This is a genomic window from Methylophaga sp. UBA4204, from assembly GCF_002379485.1.
GTDB lineage: Bacteria > Pseudomonadota > Gammaproteobacteria > Nitrosococcales > Methylophagaceae > Methylophaga.
In genome coordinates, this window is the sequence record NZ_DFTU01000029.1 from 11,288 (window position 1) to 28,579 (window position 17,292).

Genomic DNA, 17,292 nt, shown 5'->3' on the forward strand with positions numbered 1-17,292 from the left:
TTGAAAAGCCGGATTTATCGTGCCTTGCGCAAAGGCGAGGTTCGGGTTAATAAAGGTCGCATTAAACAGACCTATCGACTACAAGCTGGTGATCAGGTAAGGGTTCCTCCGCTCAGGGTCAGTGAGAAAGTTGTTATTACCGAGTTATCCGACTCACTTACCGATGCACTTGAAAACGCAATTCTCATGGAAGATGATGACATACTGGTGATAAATAAACCTGCAGGTCTGGCGGTTCATGCAGGTAGTCAGATCCAATTGGGCGTCATTGAAGCCATGCGCATTATCCGTCCTGAAAATCGCTTTGTTGAATTGGTACACCGCCTGGATCGTGACACCTCAGGTTGTCTGGTGCTGGCAAAAAGCCGTACCGCGCTACTTAATCTGCAGCAGCAAATGAAAGACTCTGAAACCGATAAGCGTTATCTTACCTTAACCAGAGGCAAGTGGCCTGCACAGGAAAACATTGTTGATTTGGCATTACAAAAAAATTCGCTGAGCTCTGGCGAGCGCATGGTGGTGCCGGATATTAATGGTAAAAAATCCAAAACCTTATTTGAGGTAAAACAGGAGTTTTCTGGCTGCCAGCTGGTTGCTGCAAAACTCTACACCGGACGTACACATCAGATCCGTGTACATAGCGCCAGCCAGTCACATCCGGTAGCTGGTGATGAAAAGTACGGCGATCGTGAATTTAACAAACGTCTCAGACAATTTGGTTTAAAACGCATGTTTCTGCATGCTTGGCAGCTTTCGCTCAAACACCCGATAACGGATGAACCATTAACCTTTAACGCAGAACTGCCCGATACGCTAAAAGACGTTTTAAAACAATTGGAAAAGCAGTGATGAGTCAGTATCAAATGATCGTTTTTGACTGGGATGGCACCCTGATGGATTCCACCAGCCATATCGTTTTCTGTATGCGCGAAGCCATTCATAAACTGCAACTCTCGCCATTAACTGATAATGCAATCAGTCAGATTATTGGTTTGGGTTTACCAGAAGCCGTCCGCACCCTATATCCACACAGCACCGATGCAGATATTCAGCGGCTGGCAATGGCTTATCGAGAAATCTGGCTGGATCATCCACATGAGTCGCCGATGTTTGATAATGCTGTCGAGTTATTGCACAAACTGGCAAATCAGAATATTTTCCTCGGTGTGGCAACCGGTAAAGGACGACGCGGTCTGGACAAAGTCCTCGCTGCCACGGGTTTAGCAGATTTATTTACCGCAACGCGTTGTGCTGATGAATGTCATTCCAAACCGCATCCGCAAATGCTTGAAGAATTAATAAGCTTCTGTGGCGTTGAAGCAGATGCCACTATGATGATTGGTGATACCGAGTTTGATTTGCTGATGGCCCATAATGCCAAAGCAAAAAGTGTTGCGGTAACACACGGGGCACATGCTCTGGAAAGGTTGCAGGCCTGCGAGCCACTGCATATTGTTGATGACTTATTTGCGTTGGATGACTGGTTGCATGGCAACAACGTGCGCTTTTGATTATGATGTGACCCACTAACTTTATAGTTCAGGATGAAACCTAATGGCAACTTTTGGCGACTTTCCACCAGAACACAAACAAGATCCACAGAACACTTCACCGCAAAATGACCAGTGGGAACGCAAAATTCTGCAGGATCTTGCATTCGCTGCCATCAAAGAGCAGCGCGCAACACGCCGCTGGGGATACCTGTTCAAATTTCTGGTATTACTGTATTTCGTCGCTATCTTCCTGATGACTAGGCCTTTTGGCGAGAGTGATCTGCCATCAGGCCCACATACGGCATTAGTTGATGTGAGTGGTGTTATTGCACCGGATATGGAAGCCAGTGCCGATCGGGTTGTCACCGGTATCCGTGAAGCTTTCGAAAGTCCACAGGCCAAAGCATTAATCCTCCGCATGAATACTCCTGGCGGCAGCCCGGTTCAGTCGGGAATCATCAACGATGAAATCACCCGTTTGCGGGCAACACGCCCTGATTTCCCTGTTTATGCTGTCATTCAGGATGTCTGCGCTTCAGGCGGATATTATATCGCCGTGGCCGCCAATGAAATTTATGCCGATAAAGCCAGTATTGTTGGTTCAATTGGCGTTCGTATGGATAGCTTTGGTTTCACCGAAGCAATGGATAAAGTAGGCGTGGAACGACGTTCATTAACAGCCGGTGAAAATAAAGCTTTCCTCGATCCGTTTATGCCACTTAAGGAAAGAGATGTTGAGCATGCCCATGAAATGCTCAACAATATTCACCAGCAGTTTATTGATGTCGTCAAAACCGGCCGAGGGGATCGTTTAAAAGATAATGCTGAAATTTTCTCCGGATTGTTCTGGTCGGGTGAGCAGGCGCTTGAATTAGGTTTGATTGATGGACTGGCCAATAGCAGTACCGTTGCCAGAGACATTGTCGGCGCCGAAGAACTTGTCGATTACACACCCCGCCCAAGCTATCTGGATCGCTTTGCCGGCAGCCTCGGTGTGAAAATCAGTGAAATTCTGCTGAGTAGTCAATATTGGAATCTTCATTAATGGAAACTAACCATCTCAATGAATCAGAGACCAAGGCCTTAGCCGAGCGCGAAGAATTATTCCGCTATGCAGACCTGAATCATCCTTTAATAGCCATGCTGTTTGCCGAGGCATCAATAGACAAGCTGACTCCTGATGAAACGGATAAAGCATGGCTCTGACACCTCAATCATTAGTTAACAAATCGCTGGAACTGGTTTCACCGCCCAGTACCTATGCCCGGCTTGATGAGTTGATCCACGATCCTGACAGCGCCATTGATGACATCAGTAAAGTTATTAACACCGATCCGGCACTGACGACACGATTATTGAAGATCGTTAACAGCCCTTTCTATGGCTTTCCATCGCAGATAAATACGATTTCCCGTGCGATTACTGTTATTGGTACGCGTGAACTGACCAATCTGGTTCTGGCAACATCGGTGGTCAATGCCTTTACCGGCATCCCCAAAACACTGATAGAGATGAACACTTTCTGGCGACACAGTCTAGCCTGTGCCATCTGTGCAAAATTACTCGCTGAAGCAGCAGGCCATAAGCAAAGTGAGCAATATCTGATTGCCGGTTTGTTACATAACATCGGCAGTTTGGTCCTGTATCAATCAGTACCTGAACTGTCTGGCGAAGCAATAAAAAGCGCCAGATTCGGGCATGAAGTCATTTACCTGGCTGAACAGCGGGTGCTCGGTTTTGACCACACAGAGGCCGGAGAAGCGTTAATTCAGGCATGGCGGTTACCGGAATCGCTTGGTTTTGTTGCCAGACATCATCACACTCCGGTTGCTTCAGGCTATGCGCCAGAAGTCTGCATTGTCCACGTCGCTGATGTTATGGTCAGTTCAGTTCCATTCGGACACAGCGGTGATCAGCATGTTCCTCCGCTGGACCCCGTGGCCTGGGAAAGATTGGGTTTACAACCGGAAATAATTCCAGCATTGCTACGTAAGGTGGCCATCCAATTAGATCATCTGGCAGCAAACTTATTATAAAAATCTAATTTAAACGAATAGCAAACTAGCAAGAGGCAAACATGAGAACAGTATTACTTGGCGCACCGGGTTCCGGTAAAGGTACTCAGGGCGTATTTTTATCCAAAAAATTCAATATCCCACAAATTTCAACTGGGGATTTACTTCGTGCCGCGGTCACTGCCGGCTCTGACTTGGGTAAAAAGGCTAAATCTGCGATGGATGCCGGCGCACTGGTTTCTGATGAAATCGTGATTGGACTTATCCGTGAACGTTTGACACATGATGATGCCAAGAATGGTTATATTCTGGATGGTTTTCCACGTAATATTGCTCAGGCCGAAGCACTGGATCAGATGCTGGATGATCTGGGACAACCATTACAGGGAGTGGTGTTACTGGATGTACCCTTTAATGAATTGATGCAACGCTTAACCGGTCGCCGTACCTGTAAGGACTGTGGCGCCATTTTTAATGTACATTTGTCTCCACCCAAGCAGGAAGGTATCTGTGATAATTGTGGTGGAGAATTATTTCAACGGCAGGACGATAACGAAGCCACTATCGAAAATCGCCTGAAAGTCTATGAAGAACAAACGGCGCCATTAGTCGGCTTCTATCAGCAACAGAATAAACTTCACACGATAAAAGGTACCGGCGATATTGATGCCATTACTGATGCAGTCGGTGCCATTTTCGACGACATCTGATTTGTTTTACTGATGGCACGCATTCTGGCCACCGGCATTGCGACGCTGGATATTATTAATGAAGTTGCCAGCTATCCTGAAGAAGATGCAGAAGTTCGGGCTTTATCACAGCGCATTCGCCGTGGTGGTAATGCCAGCAATACCCTTTGCGTGTTAAGTCAGCTGGGCCATCAAAGTTATTTGGCTGCTACACTGATTAATGAGGCCGATGGTCAGGTTATCGAAGCCGATCTAAATCGCTATCACATCAATACACAGTTTTGCCCTCGATTGAATGAGGGCAAAATGCCAACATCCTATATCACGTTAAACCGGCAAACTGGCAGTCGTACGATTGTGCATCACCGAGATTGTCCCGAATTGAGTTTTGCCGCATTCCAGCACATCGATTTATCACAATTTGACTGGTTACATTTTGAAGCCCGTAATATTTCTGAATTACAGAAAATACTGAAATATTGTCGGCAAAAGGCACCAAATGTGCCTATATCATTGGAAATAGAGAAACCTCGCGAAGATATTGAGAGCTTATTTGATTGGGCTGACTGGCTGTTTTTCTCCAGCCAATATGCCGAGGCGAGAGGTTTTCAATCTGCAGAGGATATGCTGGCTTCGCTGCCAGTGACCTATCAGGCAACGCTTACCTGGGGTGCAGAAGGTGCTTATGGCTGGCACAATGGAAAAGTTATGTATATTCCAGCAACCAAGATCGATCACGTTGTTGATACCTTGGGTGCCGGTGATACCTTTAATGCCGGAATGATCCACAGCCTGGTAGCGGAAAATTCGCTACAGGATAGTCTGCAATTTGCCAGTGAACTCGCTGCTCGAAAATGCCAACAATATGGTTTTGAAAATCTCGTTTAATTATGATGAAAAAATTTGTTTGCCATACCAAAGACCTGAAAGACCATCAAAGCTATGGATTTCAGATCCCGTTAGCAGCAGAAAATGAGCTCGATATTGTCGTGCTACGTCAGGGCAAACATATCCGCGCCTATCTCAATCATTGTCCACATCTGGGCATCCCCCTGAACTGGCAGCCAGACAAATTTCTCTCGCTGGAAGAAACACATATTCAATGCTCAACACATGGCGCGTTGTTTACGCTGGAAGAAGGTTATTGTATTTCCGGTCCATGTCGCGGGCAAAGTCTGACTCCGCTCAATATTGAAATCACTGAGCAAGGGGAGGTTTACCTCATCTCTCAAGGCTGATAGGGTTTTAATTACTTCAGCTGAAAGGAATTGCGATGGATTCTTTGCTCGATAAATGGTCCGAGGCCGCCCTCACCAGCTTGGGATTTTTCTGGATGGCTCTTTGGGCATTTGTGCTGGGTTATCTTATCAGCAGTATTATCCAGGTCATGGTCTCCCGTAGCGAAATGCGCAAATTAATGGGTGATGATAGTCTGAAATCTATGACGCTGGGCAGTGCATTTGGCTTTATCTCCAGCTCATGTAGCTTTGCTGCACTTGCAACCAGCCGTGCTTTGTTTCAAAAAGGCGCCAATTTCGCCCCCTCTATAGCATTTCTGCTTGCTTCCACCAATCTTGTTATCGAGCTGGGTTTTGTTATCGCCCTGTTTTTGGGCTGGCAGTTTGTGGTCGGAGAATATATTGGTGGAATTATTCTGATCCTTTTAGCCTGGCTATTCATAAAGCTGACTAATCCGGCCGAATTAATCAAAAAAGCGCGGCAAAAAAAATCAAATAGTGATCATGACCATGAAAACGACGGTCATGCGTGGTCACGTATTCTGGATAAAGAAATCTGGTCAGCTATTAGTCAGAAATATGCCATGGAATGGCAGATGGTATGGAAAGACGTACTGATTGGCTTTACTGTCGCCGGCATTATTTCCGCTTTTGTGCCAACGGCTTTTTTTGAGTGGCTGTTTATCGGTGCCGGTACCAGCGACCCGGGTTTCTGGGCCTTATTGCAACAGGCGATGGTTGGACCCGTTGCCGCATTTTTTACATTTATCGGCTCAATGGGCAATATTCCTTTGGCAGCAGTTCTGTTTGGTGAAGGGGTCGCTTTTGCTGGCGTGATGGCCTTCATCTTCTCTGATTTAATTGTGTTGCCAGTGCTGCGTATTAATGCCCAATATTATGGCTGGAAAATGGCTCTGTACATTATGCTTATGCTATTTACCTGCCTAATAGCCACTTCCTTGCTGATGCATTATGGGCTGCAGTTATTTAACTCGTTGCCGGATCAGAGCCAGTGGTCATCCCCAGCTGATCGCGATCATTTTCAGCTTAATTATCAGTTCTGGCTCAATGTCATATCCATAGTGGCTTCAGTATGGATGTTATTGAAATGGAAACGCCAAAATGAGAATAGCAAACATCACCATCACGGTGGAGGTAGTAGCCAACCGATTATCAATAGTCTTTGTGTAATTGCTGTTATTTGGCTGGTGTTGGGCGTGGTTCTGAGTTTGTTTTGAGAAGAACAGTCTTCTGCCTGACGCATTTGAACCAAGAGTATTTATAATCCAGCAGGAATTGCTTGTTCGTTTCCCTCCCAACTTTTCTCTGTTGTGATTATTTCATTTGCTGTTAGTGCTAGTTATTTAACATACCTGCTACTAAGCTTAATTACAGAAGTTTGTTCCGTAGGTTTCGATCAAGCCAATGTTAGGCGAAAAGATGACAACTATATTGCATTTTAATGAAGCATAGCTTGTGGGAAGCACTGCAAAAAATTGTTCTACAGATTATTTATTACTGACCTCACAACAATAGAACTCTGATCGCTTCCCGCAACTGCCCTATCAAATCCTGCTTCCCTTTCAAATTTAACTGTCTGCAAACAGTGGCTATTGGCTGCTGCTGTAATACAAAAATTAAACAGATAGATTGCAGTAATGTTGAAATTGATAGGAACCGCTGCTGTGCTACGCAGTTCAACACAAATTTTCTGATGGCTATCTGGCAAGCATCATAATGCCGTTTTTGAAAGGCAAAAGCAGTGATTTCCTCTTCATCAGCAGCCGTTATTGGCAACTCCGCTTCCGGTAACAGCTGCATCAACAATGGGATCAAACCGGCTTCCAGTTGAGATAGCTGGCTATTGAGCAAATCTGGCCACTGTTGACTCAATCGTTGCTGGGTTAGCTCAACCAGTTGCTGACCAGCCAAACTGATGGGTTTTGCCAGAATGACTGCATGACGACCACTGATATGATCACTATGAGCGCCCACTCGCATTAATCGATAATCGCTGTTTTGCCAGAAGCGCACCAATGCTTCACTGGCAGCAAAGCTGCAACCTAATATATCGGTGTTTTCTGGTAAATGAGTTACCAAAGCATTTACTAAATACTGTCCTATGCCACGACTTTGCAGGGCAGGATGTACAGCAATCCGCACGATTCTCTGATAATGATATTCACCGGCAATACTAATGCCTGAATGGGCTAACAATGTCTGCGGCAATAGATGACCATTTAGACGTCGTTCACCAGCAAATACTGCTGCGGCCAATCGCGGATTAATCGGTCCTTCGGCTACTAACCATGCACTGGCAACCAGCTGCTGCTGATTAAAGACACCAACTAACCACATATCATCACGATCCAACAGCATTTGCAGATCAGATGGCCGAGTTCGATAATGCGCCGTTACCATCAGACCAAAGCATTGTCTTAACAACGCTTCGTCCTTTAATAACTCTGTTGCAGTCAGTTTTTTAACCTGAAGCTTTTCTATCCCCAGATCCACAATCAATTGTTCAGCGACCGGTTCGGCATCCAGCAAACAGAGTTCAAAGCTGAATTGTTCCAATACATCGCCTAAATTCCAGCGAACCGGTTGCGTTAATTCAATCTGTCGCCAATCTGGTGTTTGCTGATCAAGGACTTGCTGGAACTGCAATTTAAAACCACGGCCACTGCCCTCGTAACCATGTAAAGTCGTCGCAAAAATAATCCTCGGATAGCGTTGCAACATCAGCTTGAGCATGGGTAAGGTCAATGCAGCGGCTTCATCAACCAGCAATACATCAGCATCCAGCTCATTCTCCAGCAGAGCATCCGGTGCCACAAACTGAATCTCGCAACCATCGCTGAATAACTGCCCGTGACCAAGCTGGGCGTTTTTTAATTCGCTGGCAGCATGTTTAAATAAAGTTTCCACACTGGCATAGCTGGGCGCTGTGACTAAAATCTTTTGTTTTCCCTGGCGAATCAACTCCGCTGCCGCGATTCCCAGCAAGGCTGTTTTGCCACGACCTCTATCAGATGTAATCAATAAGGGTCGGCGCCGATGACCAAAAGCTGTTTTGTGGATAAGACTTAATGCATTTTGCTGATCAGGCGTCAGTTGAAACGCTTTATCCGGGTTTTGTTCAGGACGAAAATCACCTGGCAGGATTCTACCCGGTAGCCATTGATGAAACTCTGCAAAGTCAGCTTGATAATGCTCAATAACCTGCTCAAACCGTTGATACCAGTTGGAAGAAGGACTTTTTTCAGGCAGCAGCATTAGCAATATACCACCTGCGCGGATAGTGCCAATAATGGCTGCAAAGCTGTCGGCGTTAAATTCCTGAGTCGCGTCAAAAACCACTACATCAAATTCTTGCCCGAGAAATTGGCGTGCCTGTTTTTGAATTTTTTTATCCGCTGAGGCCTGTGAAGCGTCAGTGAGCCAGATATGATAATCGGGCTGCCAGAATGCCAGCAAGGCTTCAGCAGTTTGATGAGCAAGCTCAGCCGCTTCTTTAATCAGCAAACATCGCCTGGGCGGTTTATTCAACTTCATAGACGCTGGACAGAATTAATAATGTGGTGGGGGCGGTTCATTCGCCTGTTGGATCAACTGATCTGCCTGAAGTGCTTCCACCTGACCCAGCAATTTTTCCATTCGACGTTCCAGTCGATCTATCTGCTGTTGCTGATCGGTGACCACCTGGTTGAGTTGTTCAATCACACCATCCTGAAACGCCATGCGGGTTTGTAAATCTACGATGTCTTCATGCATAGCTAAACTTCCCCTTTCTTATAGTTAATGGGTTTAAACACAGTTTTAAGAATGGGCTTGTTTTTGATCCGTCATCAATCATCACCATCATAGGATAATGCCGGTGCCAACCAACGTTCAGCATAATCAAGCGTCCAGTTTTTGCGTTTTGCATAATCCTTAACCTGGTCTTCACTAATTTTACCCAGACCAAAATAACGTGATTCAGGATGCGCAAAATAGAAACCGCTGACCGCCGCTGTTGGCAACATGGCAAAACTTTCGGTTAACGTCATGCCAATGCGTTTTTCTACATCCAGCAAATCCCATAACAGACCTTTTTCGGTATGATCTGGACATGCTGGATATCCCGGTGCCGGACGAATACCCTGATATTTTTCGTCAATCAGATCTTCATTGGCTAATTGTTCATCTTTTTTATAGCCCCAGAATTCCTTGCGAACCCGTTCATGCATACGCTCAGCAAAGGCTTCTGCTAGCCGGTCGGCCAGCGCTTTGACCATAATGCTATGGTAGTCATCATGATCAGCTTCAAAACGTTCAATATGCTCATCTATGCCAATTCCGGCAGTTACAGCAAAGGCGCCGATATAATCTTCCACCCCACTGTCTTTGGGGGCCAGAAAGTCTGCTAATGCAGCATTAGGCCGACCTGGTGGTTTCTCGGCTTGCTGTCGCAATGAATGCAATTTCATTAATACCTGCTGACGACTGTCATCAGTATAAATTTCGATATCGTCATCGCCGACACTATTGGCTGGAAACAAACCAATCACCGCGCGTGCTGTTAGCCATTTTTCATCAACAATCTGTTTGAGCATTTTTTTCGCATCTTCAAACAAATGCGTGGCATGCTCACCGACGATTTCATCGGTTAAAATACGGGGATATCTGCCAGCTAATTCCCATGACTGGAAAAATGGTGTCCAGTCGATGCGATCCACCAATTCTTGTAGTGGGTAGTCATCAAACACCTGAATTCCGGTCTGAGCAGGTTTTACCGCTTGATATGCCGGCCAGTCGATTTTGGTTTTATTGGCCCGGGCTTGTTTCAGTGTCAGCAAACGTCGGGTAGATTTACGGCCTTTATGCTGATCGCGTTTAGTTTGATAATCGGTTTTGATTTTGTCGACAAAATCTTCACGGGTGATTTTACTGACCAGATTCTGTGCCACGCCAACGGCTCGTGATGCGTCTTTTACGTAAATCACCGGACCATGATAATTTGGATCAATTTTGACAGCGGTATGAATCAGCGAAGTCGTTGCACCACCGATCATTAACGGAATATCAAACCCCAAACGCTCCATTTCCTTGGCCATATGCGCCATTTCTTCCAGCGAAGGCGTAATTAAACCTGACAAACCGATAATATCGACATTTTCCTTGCGTGCGGTTTCCAGAATTGTCGCTGCAGGCACCATCACGCCAAGATCAATGATCTCGAAGTTGTTACATTGCAATACCACGCCGACAATATTCTTGCCGATATCGTGAACATCGCCTTTTACCGTGGCCATCAGGATCTTACCGTTACTGCTACTGACCGTGCTGTCGTCTTTTTCCAGTTCGATGAACGGCATCAGATAGGCCACGGCTTTTTTCATTACCCGGGCGGACTTAACCACCTGTGGTAAAAACATTTTGCCTTCACCGAATAAATCGCCGACCACATTCATGCCGTCCATTAACGGTCCTTCGATGACCTCTAGTGGTTTGGCATATTCATGACGAGCCAGCTCGGTATCTTCTTCGACAAAGTCCGCGATACCTTTGACTAATGCATATTCCAGCCGTTTAACCACCGGTAGACTGCGCCATTCCAAATCTTCTTTTTTCTCAACGCTGCCATCGCCTTTGTATTTATCAGCAATTTCCAGCAAGCGATCAGTGGCATCGTTACGGCGGTTTAAGATAACGTCTTCAACCCGCTCACGTAACTCTTCGGGTAAATCATCATAGATCGCCAGCTGTCCGGCGTTGACGATACCCATGTCCATTCCGGCTTTGATGGTGTGATAGAGAAACACCGCATGAATCGCTTCACGTACTGGATTATTACCACGGAATGAAAATGATACGTTGGATACGCCGCCACTGATCATCGCATGTGGCAGGCTTTGCTTGATATCACGGGTGGCTTCAATAAAGTCGACGGCATAATTGTTATGCTCATCAATGCCGGTCGCCACGGCAAAAATATTCGGATCAAAGATGATATCTTCGGCCGGAAAATGCACTTTTTCAGTGAGAATCTCATAACTGCGGGTACAGATTTCGCGTTTCCGTTCACGGGTATCGGCCTGCCCATCTTCATCAAACGCCATGACGATAACGGCTGCGCCATAACGGCGTACCAGCTTGGCCTGTTCGATGAATTTTTCCTCACCTTCCTTGAGACTGATCGAGTTGACGATGCCCTTGCCCTGAATACATTTGAGACCGGCTTCAATGATTTCCCATTTGGAGGAGTCAATCATAATCGGAACGCGGCTGATATCCGGTTCGGCAGCAACCAGATTGAGGAAAGTCACCATCGCATCCTGCGAATCGAGCATGCCTTCATCCATATTGATATCGATGATTTGTGCGCCGTTTTCAACCTGCTGTCTGGCAACCTCTAAAGCTGTATCGTAATCACCTTCCTTGATCAGTTTGGCAAACCGCAATGAACCGGTCACATTGGTCCGCTCACCAATATTCACAAACAGACTGTCCGGTGTGATCGTCAGGGGTTCCAGGCCGCTCAAGCGGCAATAATGCTTGTTTTCAATCCGCTGGCGTGGTTTAACACCTTCGACGGCTTCGGCAATGGCTTTGATATGTGCCGGCGTCGTACCACAGCAACCACCGATAATATTCAGGAAACCGGCTTCGGCCCATTCCTTGATATGAATCGCCATGGCTTCCGGTGATTCATCATATTCACCAAACTCATTTGGTAAACCGGCATTGGGATGGGCACTGACATAACTGGTGGAAATATTCGACAGCTCTTCAACATACTGACGTAATTGCTCTGCACCTAAAGCACAGTTCAAACCAATGGATAACGGTTGTACATGTGACAGTGAATTCCAGAACGCTTCAGCCGTTTGGCCAGAAAGTGTGCGGCCACTGGCATCGGTAATGGTGCCGGAAATCATCACCGGCAAATGCACATCATGCTGTTCAAAATACTGCTCGATGGCGAATACTGCGGCTTTGGCATTCAAGGTATCAAAGACGGTTTCAACCAACAGCAGATCACTGCCACCATCAATCAGACCACGAATGGCCTCCAGATAGGCTTCCACCAGCTGATCAAAATTGACGTTACGAAAACCAGGATTGTTTACATCTGGTGAAATACTGGCGGTACGATTGGTGGGGCCTAATACGCCGGTGACAAACCGCGGTTTGTCAGGATTACTGGCGGTAAATTCATCGGCCACTTCACGGGCCAGTTGTGCCGAGACTTTATTCAGCTCATAAACCAGATCTTCCATCTGGTAGTCGGCCATCGCGATCGACGTACCATTAAAGGTATTGGTTTCAACTATATCGGCACCGGCTTCAAAATAGGCCCGATGAATATCGCGAATGATCTGCGGCTGAGTCAGCGACAGTAAATCGTTGTTACCTTTGACATCACAAGGATGATTGGCAAAACGTTCACCGCGAAAATCTGCTTCACTCAATTTGTAACTTTGCAGCATGGTGCCCATGCCGCCATCAAGGATTAGGATCTTTTGTTCAAGCAGACTGCGGATTTGATGAGAAGCTGTGGTCAAAACGGTTTTCCTGTCAGGCTGTTAGAGGTATAGAAAAAACGCTTGATTATAACAGATACTCGTATCGCTTCAGGCATGTTAGCGCTTCTGTTTTGAGCTCAGTCGAAAATATATCTTTAATGGATTTAAACTGACAAAAAGAATATGGGAGGAGAAATGTTTCTCCTCCCAGTTTTGATTTCAGCAGGATTGAAGCGTCTCAGGCGTGAGAGAGCTGATATATCCAGCGGGAAATAGTCTCAAGCTGTCGGCTGTCTTCTTCGAGGGCCTGATTAAACTCATTCGCCAGGTCCTGTAACCCCATGTTGGTAAACAAACCGTGCAGTGTATGCCATTCTGCATTGTCATTAGTAGCAAAGATCAATACCGATTCCAGGCATTGCAGCACGGATGTCGTTTTCTTGGTGAAGACTTTGGGTATTTGCAGGCTGGACTGTAAATTGGAATCCGCATCGGGAATCCATTCATCAGAGTCAAATCCTAATGTCTCGATGGCCGTCTTCAGTAACCGACTATGTTCTACTTCTTCATCACGGAATTGTCTTAACAGGTCAACGGAAACTACAGTTTTTCTGCCATTTCGCATTGCCAGACATTTGAATATCAGCGCTTCATATAATCTGACGCTGGCGCGTTCAAATGCAAGTCGCTGACCTAGTTTATGCAGCAACAATTCAGTGTTGTGTTGATGCACTTTCTTGATGTCACCAACGGCTCCATCAGGAACGGATTTACTTAAAACTTCAAAATCCATCTCATCCATATCAAGTTCAGGATGAAGCATGATTTTAGCTCTGTTTTTTTCAGAAGAAGAGCTCGTGTTTGTCTTTTCATCATCCGTGAGTGTTTTTGAAAACCGGGTATGGTGTCTCGGTATGGGCTGATTATCTAACTTTCTAGCGTGTGGCATGGCAGCATCCTTTTATCTGTTTGACCCTGTAGAAGCTTTGTTTATATTAGCGATGTTATCCAAACTGGCTCTTTAACACTGCAAGCTCAACCAAGTTGAGCAGTTAAGTTCGATTCTCGTCATTTAGTGTTTCACCCTCATTTCAACGTTATGGCGTCGGGCTATCATCCGGATAGGCTGAATCCGGCACATCTGGCGCAATACCCTGTGGAGACTGGTTTTCGGGAAGAGTCGGATCGTTACTTTTCGGGTTTATGCGCGAAGGTGGTGGCGGTGGTTCAGGTGTGATAACCGATCTTGAAGGAGGAGTTGTCGGCAATGGTTCAGTTTCAGGAGGATTGACCGTTGTGTTTTGTTGATTCTGTTTTATCTGACTATCAACTCGATTATCGATGGGTAGTCCAACCTGATTTTCCTGTTTCTGGTTAATGGTTGAACGGTGGTCCTGAGGTTGATTTAAATCCTCTGCCATTACTGAAGTAACGGTTAAGAAAGCCGAAACGGTTGCTGAAAGAAATAATTTTTTATACATTTCTTTAGTCCTTCATTAAGCTATCTTTTAAAAAGACAGTTCTATATAAGTAAATGTTGCATGCCTGGTGTGATATTTTTCGTATGTTTTAATCAAGCTCTTGTATCGCCGATTCAATCCAGACCCGATGATGACGAACATCTCCCAGGGCCTGCTTCAGCATTAATTGGATATAACCAGGATATATTTCATCATTAGCATTTTTATAAAGCTTGTTGGTCAGCCCCTCATTAAGCAGCATGGCTTTCAAAACAGATTTATCCCCACCAATACCCGCGATGATCACGGGTCCCTTTGTGAGGAATTGTTTGTAATCTCCTCCATCTAGTGGAGTTCCACCTTCCTCGATAATCGCGTCACATAAGTCCATCAAGTGGCGCTCGTGTTCGCCAAGAAACTCCGTCATTTTTGCCCGATAGTCGAGATTTTCCAGCCGTTCGATTGCAACTTCGTAAGTCTCAATAGCATTAAATTCCAATGCAACCAAATCATTAAGCTTGCTGATGATATCTTCAGTCTCCATGACATCACTCTCATTAATTACTTCCATCGTGTGCCTTTAAATTTTTTATTGAATATTAATTGCTTATTCATTTTTTAAACCTGACCCTCCATTTACTACAGCCACTCACGCAGCCATTTTCGGTACTCATCTTTAACGCGGGTCGTAACACTGACCATTTCGATTTCCGGATTCATGATGTCTTGGATATTCTTGATTCTCTCCCAAACATCTCACTCTGTTCGTTACTTAGCGTACATATACTGCAATGCATCATGTACTGGCCTTAGCCAAAAGCTAATCAACACTATCGCAATCTGTATGCCAGAGATCTTTTTTCACCGTGAAACAAGGATGCACAATGTCTGGCCCGGAATTCTGTTTAAATTAAATCAGCAAAATAAAGGGTTACCTGTATAAAAAATTCCTATCACCAGTAATTTTTACCCGGGCATTGTTCCTGTAAATACATCTAATTACGCATTAGCAGCTCATCATCACTGATTGTTTTCTCGTTGAATCGTGATCGGAATAGCTTTTGCAATTGAGTTATTCATTAAGTGTTTTTCAATTAATGATTTAGGAGGATTTCAGCCATGACGCAAAACACCTTCACTGATCCAAGAAATTGTTACCCTCGTCCCGAATTTGAAACGCAGTCACAGAAATTGCCCGGTCAGGAAAGCAAAATGAACCCGGTGCCGGATCATGGTGAAACCAGCTATCAGGGACATGATCGATTAGCCGGGAAAGTGGCTTTGATTACCGGTGGTGACAGTGGCATTGGGAGGGCGGTGGCCTTGGCCTATGCTCGTGAGGGAGCAAATATTGTATTTACCTATCTCAGCGAAGAAGTGGATGCACATGAGACTGAACGCCTGGTACGGGAAGCTGGTCGAGAAGTTATTTCAATAAAAATGGATCAGTCAAATAATCGACCGGCCTGTGATAGAGCCGTGGAAGTATGTATCGAAGAATTTGGCCGACTGGATATTCTGGTCAATAACGCCGCTTTTCAGCAAACCTATGAATCGATACAGGATATTCCCGATGAGGAAATCAGTTATGCATTTCAAACCAATATTGAAGCCTTTTTCCATTTTTCACGAGCAGCGTTAAACCATATTCCACCAGGTGGATCCATTATTAACACCACCTCTATTCAGGCATTTGAACCCAGCAGCAATCTTGCTCCTTATGCCGCAACTAAAGCAGCTATTGCCAACTTCACCCTGTCATTAGCTTCTGAAGCCATCAACCAGGGCGTCAGAGTAAACGGGGTAGCACCGGGCCCGGTCTGGACTCCGTTAATCCCCACCACCATGCCTGATGAAAAAGTGAAAAACTTCGGTGCCAATACCTTATTTGGCCGCCCGGCCCAGCCGGCTGAACTGGCACCGGTTTATGTCTTTCTGGCCTCAGCAGATGCCAGCTATGTGACTGGTGAAATTTATGGCGTCACCGGTGGCCGTATCCAAATGTGAAACCCCGGGTTGCCATAAAATCCAGGTCAGACCTTGAACGAACCTAACTGAAGTTTAAGGCTGTTAGCAGCTTCGTCCAGCTGATTCCCTACCTGATTCAGCTGGCGAGCGCCCTCGGTTGTATGTTCGACCAGTTGCGAAATTTTTGTCAGATTTTTACTGACATCCTCACATACCGCACTTTGTTCTTCGGTCGCTGAAGCAATCTGAAACGTCATTTCGGTGACTTCCATAATAGCTTTCTGAATATCCTGCAATGCAGATTCTGCTGCACGAGCCAGATCAACAGTTTCAGTCACTTGTTGCCCACTTTGCTGCATTTTGGCGGCTGCCTGTCGACTGCCTTTTTGCAATACATTGAGCTTTTCCTGAATATCAACAGTGGCTACCTGAGTCCTACTTGCCAGGGCTCTTACTTCATCTGCTACTACAGCAAAACCACGACCTTTCTCCCCGGCCCGCGCTGCTTCAATTGCTGCATTAAGTGCCAACAAATTGGTCTGTTCAGCAATTCCCTGGATCACTGACAAAATGCTGACAATCGCCTCACTGTTTTTTTCCAGCTCCAACATCGCTGATTGAGATTCCTGCACACTATTACTGACCTGGTGAATTGACTCTGAGGTACGTTGCACCAGTCCAGCACCAGACTGTGATGACTCATTGGCATTACTGACAAATTGTGATGTGCGATCGGCATTTCCGGCAATCTGCTGGGCTGAAGCAGCCATTTCTGTTACCGCAGAAACCATTTCTTCAAGCAACTGCTGCTGCTGATCCATCTGTGTTCGCGTTTGCTCGCTGATTTGACGACCTTCAGCAGACAACTTGCTGACATTGTCGCCAAGCGGAATTAATTGCTGAATCAGCCTGCGAAGCTTG

General features: G+C 45.7%; 17 protein-coding genes. 10 read left to right on the plus strand and 7 right to left on the minus strand.

The genetic code is table 11. The annotated features are described in order from the left end of the window. The 9 genes from B3182_RS03450 to B3182_RS03490 all read left to right on the plus strand — a co-directional run. The coding region (locus tag B3182_RS03450; RefSeq protein WP_292751570.1) for an RluA family pseudouridine synthase at window positions 1–849 on the plus strand (849 nt) is incomplete at its 5' end. Continuing rightward, entirely contained in the window at window positions 849–1,511 is a 663-nt protein-coding gene (locus B3182_RS03455) for an HAD-IA family hydrolase (RefSeq protein ID WP_292353628.1), read from the plus strand. The genes B3182_RS03450 and B3182_RS03455, both read left to right, overlap by 1 nt. Window positions 1,512–1,554: 43 nt before the next feature. Beyond that, on the plus strand, window positions 1,555–2,538 hold the full coding sequence (locus B3182_RS03460) for a S49 family peptidase (RefSeq protein ID WP_292353627.1): 984 nt from the start codon (window positions 1,555–1,557) through the stop codon (window positions 2,536–2,538). After that, window positions 2,538–2,699, plus strand: coding sequence for a hypothetical protein (locus tag B3182_RS03465; protein WP_292353626.1), 162 nt, complete (start codon window positions 2,538–2,540; stop codon window positions 2,697–2,699). Before B3182_RS03460 ends, B3182_RS03465 begins: the two co-directional genes overlap by 1 nt. Continuing rightward, window positions 2,690–3,529 (plus strand): HDOD domain-containing protein, encoded by an 840-nt coding sequence (locus B3182_RS03470; protein ID WP_292353625.1) that lies wholly within the window; start codon window positions 2,690–2,692, stop codon window positions 3,527–3,529. The genes B3182_RS03465 and B3182_RS03470 overlap by 10 nt, the downstream gene beginning before the upstream one ends. A gap of 41 nt (window positions 3,530–3,570) precedes the next feature. Beyond that, window positions 3,571–4,218 carry an adenylate kinase gene (locus B3182_RS03475; protein WP_292353624.1) on the plus strand — a complete coding sequence of 216 codons (648 nt, stop codon included), beginning with the start codon at window positions 3,571–3,573 and terminating at the stop codon, window positions 4,216–4,218. Window positions 4,219–4,230: 12 nt separating this feature from the next. Continuing rightward, entirely contained in the window at window positions 4,231–5,085 is an 855-nt protein-coding gene (locus tag B3182_RS03480; protein ID WP_292353623.1) for a PfkB family carbohydrate kinase, read from the plus strand. A 2-nt stretch (window positions 5,086–5,087) separates the two neighbouring features. Further along, window positions 5,088–5,435 carry a Rieske (2Fe-2S) protein gene (locus tag B3182_RS03485; RefSeq protein WP_292400166.1) on the plus strand — a complete coding sequence of 116 codons (348 nt, stop codon included), beginning with the start codon at window positions 5,088–5,090 and terminating at the stop codon, window positions 5,433–5,435. Window positions 5,436–5,470: 35 nt separating this feature from the next. Next, complete coding sequence (locus B3182_RS03490) at window positions 5,471–6,673, plus strand: permease (protein ID WP_292353621.1); 1,203 nt, start codon at window positions 5,471–5,473, stop codon at window positions 6,671–6,673. Window positions 6,674–6,959: 286 nt separating this feature from the next. Here B3182_RS03490 and B3182_RS03495 read toward each other — a convergent pair whose 3' ends face one another. From B3182_RS03495 to B3182_RS03520, 6 genes are all read right to left on the minus strand, one after another. Beyond that, window positions 6,960–8,960 carry a tRNA(Met) cytidine acetyltransferase TmcA gene (locus B3182_RS03495; RefSeq protein WP_292411271.1) on the minus strand — a complete coding sequence of 667 codons (2,001 nt, stop codon included), beginning with the start codon at window positions 8,958–8,960 and terminating at the stop codon, window positions 6,960–6,962. A gap of 45 nt (window positions 8,961–9,005) precedes the next feature. Next, a complete protein-coding gene (locus B3182_RS03500) occupies window positions 9,006–9,209 on the minus strand; it encodes a SlyX family protein (RefSeq protein ID WP_292353619.1) in 204 nt (67 codons plus the stop codon). Between the two features lie 74 nt (window positions 9,210–9,283). Beyond that, window positions 9,284–12,982, minus strand: a complete 3,699-nt coding sequence (gene metH, locus B3182_RS03505) for a methionine synthase (protein WP_292353618.1) — start codon at window positions 12,980–12,982, stop codon at window positions 9,284–9,286. A 199-nt stretch (window positions 12,983–13,181) separates the two neighbouring features. Next, window positions 13,182–13,766, minus strand: coding sequence for a hypothetical protein (locus tag B3182_RS03510; protein ID WP_292353617.1), 585 nt, complete (start codon window positions 13,764–13,766; stop codon window positions 13,182–13,184). 274 nt (window positions 13,767–14,040) lie between these two features. Then, entirely contained in the window at window positions 14,041–14,424 is a 384-nt protein-coding gene (locus B3182_RS03515; protein WP_292353616.1) for a hypothetical protein, read from the minus strand. An 88-nt stretch (window positions 14,425–14,512) separates the two neighbouring features. Further along, window positions 14,513–14,974 (minus strand): ferritin-like domain-containing protein, encoded by a 462-nt coding sequence (locus B3182_RS03520; protein ID WP_292353615.1) that lies wholly within the window; start codon window positions 14,972–14,974, stop codon window positions 14,513–14,515. 548 nt (window positions 14,975–15,522) lie between these two features. Between B3182_RS03520 and B3182_RS03525 the strand changes: the two genes are divergently transcribed. Continuing rightward, the gene (locus tag B3182_RS03525; RefSeq protein ID WP_292353614.1) at window positions 15,523–16,410 is read left to right on the plus strand and encodes an SDR family oxidoreductase; all 888 of its coding nucleotides are present in this window, start codon (window positions 15,523–15,525) and stop codon (window positions 16,408–16,410) included. A 26-nt stretch (window positions 16,411–16,436) separates the two neighbouring features. On the opposite strand, the gene B3182_RS03530 is transcribed toward B3182_RS03525, so the two are convergent. Further along, window positions 16,437–17,292: methyl-accepting chemotaxis protein (locus B3182_RS03530; protein WP_292751573.1), on the minus strand; the 856-nt coding region annotated here is incomplete at its 5' end.

Bases quoted from the DNA above. Each gene is read 5' to 3' on its own strand.
- B3182_RS03455 (WP_292353628.1), top strand. From the start codon at position 849: ATGAGTCAGTATCAAATGATCGTTTTTGACTGGGATGGCACCCTGATG.
- B3182_RS03460 (WP_292353627.1), top strand. From the start codon at position 1,555: ATGGCAACTTTTGGCGACTTTCCACCAGAACACAAACAAGATCCACAG.
- B3182_RS03465 (WP_292353626.1), top strand. From the start codon at position 2,538: ATGGAAACTAACCATCTCAATGAATCAGAGACCAAGGCCTTAGCCGAG.
- B3182_RS03470 (WP_292353625.1), top strand. From the start codon at position 2,690: ATGGCTCTGACACCTCAATCATTAGTTAACAAATCGCTGGAACTGGTT.
- B3182_RS03475 (WP_292353624.1), top strand. From the start codon at position 3,571: ATGAGAACAGTATTACTTGGCGCACCGGGTTCCGGTAAAGGTACTCAG.
- B3182_RS03480 (WP_292353623.1), top strand. From the start codon at position 4,231: ATGGCACGCATTCTGGCCACCGGCATTGCGACGCTGGATATTATTAAT.
- B3182_RS03485 (WP_292400166.1), top strand. From the start codon at position 5,088: ATGATGAAAAAATTTGTTTGCCATACCAAAGACCTGAAAGACCATCAA.
- B3182_RS03490 (WP_292353621.1), top strand. From the start codon at position 5,471: ATGGATTCTTTGCTCGATAAATGGTCCGAGGCCGCCCTCACCAGCTTG.
- B3182_RS03500 (WP_292353619.1), bottom strand. From the start codon at position 9,209: ATGCATGAAGACATCGTAGATTTACAAACCCGCATGGCGTTTCAGGAT.
- B3182_RS03510 (WP_292353617.1), bottom strand. From the start codon at position 13,766: ATGCTTCATCCTGAACTTGATATGGATGAGATGGATTTTGAAGTTTTA.
- B3182_RS03515 (WP_292353616.1), bottom strand. From the start codon at position 14,424: ATGTATAAAAAATTATTTCTTTCAGCAACCGTTTCGGCTTTCTTAACC.
- B3182_RS03520 (WP_292353615.1), bottom strand. From the start codon at position 14,974: ATGGAAGTAATTAATGAGAGTGATGTCATGGAGACTGAAGATATCATC.
- B3182_RS03525 (WP_292353614.1), top strand. From the start codon at position 15,523: ATGACGCAAAACACCTTCACTGATCCAAGAAATTGTTACCCTCGTCCC.